The 1,215-nt window shown below is 65.3% G+C and carries 1 protein-coding gene; it reads left to right on the plus strand.

Annotated elements, in window-relative coordinates:
- Nucleotides 1-1,215: ABC transporter substrate-binding protein (locus IE249_RS16300; protein ID WP_229858719.1), on the plus strand; the 1,215-nt coding region annotated here is incomplete at both ends.

Consider the following 1,215-nt stretch of genomic DNA (forward strand, 5'->3'; position numbering starts at 1 on the left):
ACGCCTCCAAGGAGACGACGATCAACTTCTGGCACGCCTGGAGCGCGCCGAACGAGGTCGCGGCCGTGAAGTCGCTGATCGCCGGCTTCGAGCACGCGCACCCCAACATCCACGTGAACGTCGTCGGCAACATGACGGACGACAAGATCAACCAGGCGCTGCGCTCGGGCGGCGACAAGGCGCCGGACGTGATCTCCTCCTTCACCACGAACAACGTCGGCAAGTTCTGCTCCTCGGGCGCGCTGATCGACCTCAACCCCTTCTTCAAGAAGGCCGGCATCGATCCGCAGGCCACCTTCCCGAAGGCGATGAACGAGTACACCCAGTTCGACGGCAACCGCTGCACGGTGCCGCTGCTGGGCGACGCCTACGGCCTGTACTACAACAAGACCGCCTTCGCGAAGGCGGGCATCAAGAACCCGCCGAAGACGTGGTCGGAGTTCGAGGCGGACGCCAAGAAGCTGACGATCCCGCAGGGCGACGGCTACAAGCAGCTCGGCTTCATGCCGGACTACCACGGCTGGGAGACGACGACCGAGCACTACTTCGCGCAGTTCTCCCCGACCTACTTCGACTCCAGTGGCAAGTCGAACCTCGCCAAGGACCCGGCCTTCGAGAAGGGCTTCATCCTCCAGAAGAAGCTGGTCGACGAGCTCGGCGGCTTCCAGAAGCTGGAGAAGTACCGCGCCACGCTGGGCGACGAGTGGGGCCCCAAGCACCCCTTCCACACCGGCCAGGTGGCCATGCAGCTCGACGGCGAGTGGCGGCTGGGCATGGCGGTGGACGCCAAGCCGAAGTTCGACATCGGCGTCGCCCCGCTGCCCGTCCCGGACGACCGGGCAAGCCAGTACGGCAAGGGCTACATCACCGGCACCATCGCCGGCATCGCCGCCACCAGCCACAAGCAGAACGCGGCCTGGGAGTTCGTCAAGTACATCACCACGGACACCGACGCCGTCGTCGGCTTCGCCAACGACATCCACAACGTGCCCTCCACGCTCGCCGCCCTGAAGTCCCCGAAGCTGAAGTACGACCCCCGGTTCAAGACCTTCCTGGACATCGCGGCGAACCCGGATTCCACCACCAGCCCGGCCTCCATCAACGGCGGCCAGTACCTGGTGACGATCCAGCAGTTCGGCTACGACTACGAGAGCGGCAAGGCGAAGGACCTCAAGGCGGGCCTGGCGAAGACGGCCCAGCAGATCGACACGGACA

Origin of the sequence: Streptomyces anandii JCM 4720, assembly GCF_014650655.1 — a bacterium.
In the GTDB taxonomy this organism is placed as follows: Bacteria; Actinomycetota; Actinomycetes; order Streptomycetales; family Streptomycetaceae; genus Streptomyces; species Streptomyces anandii.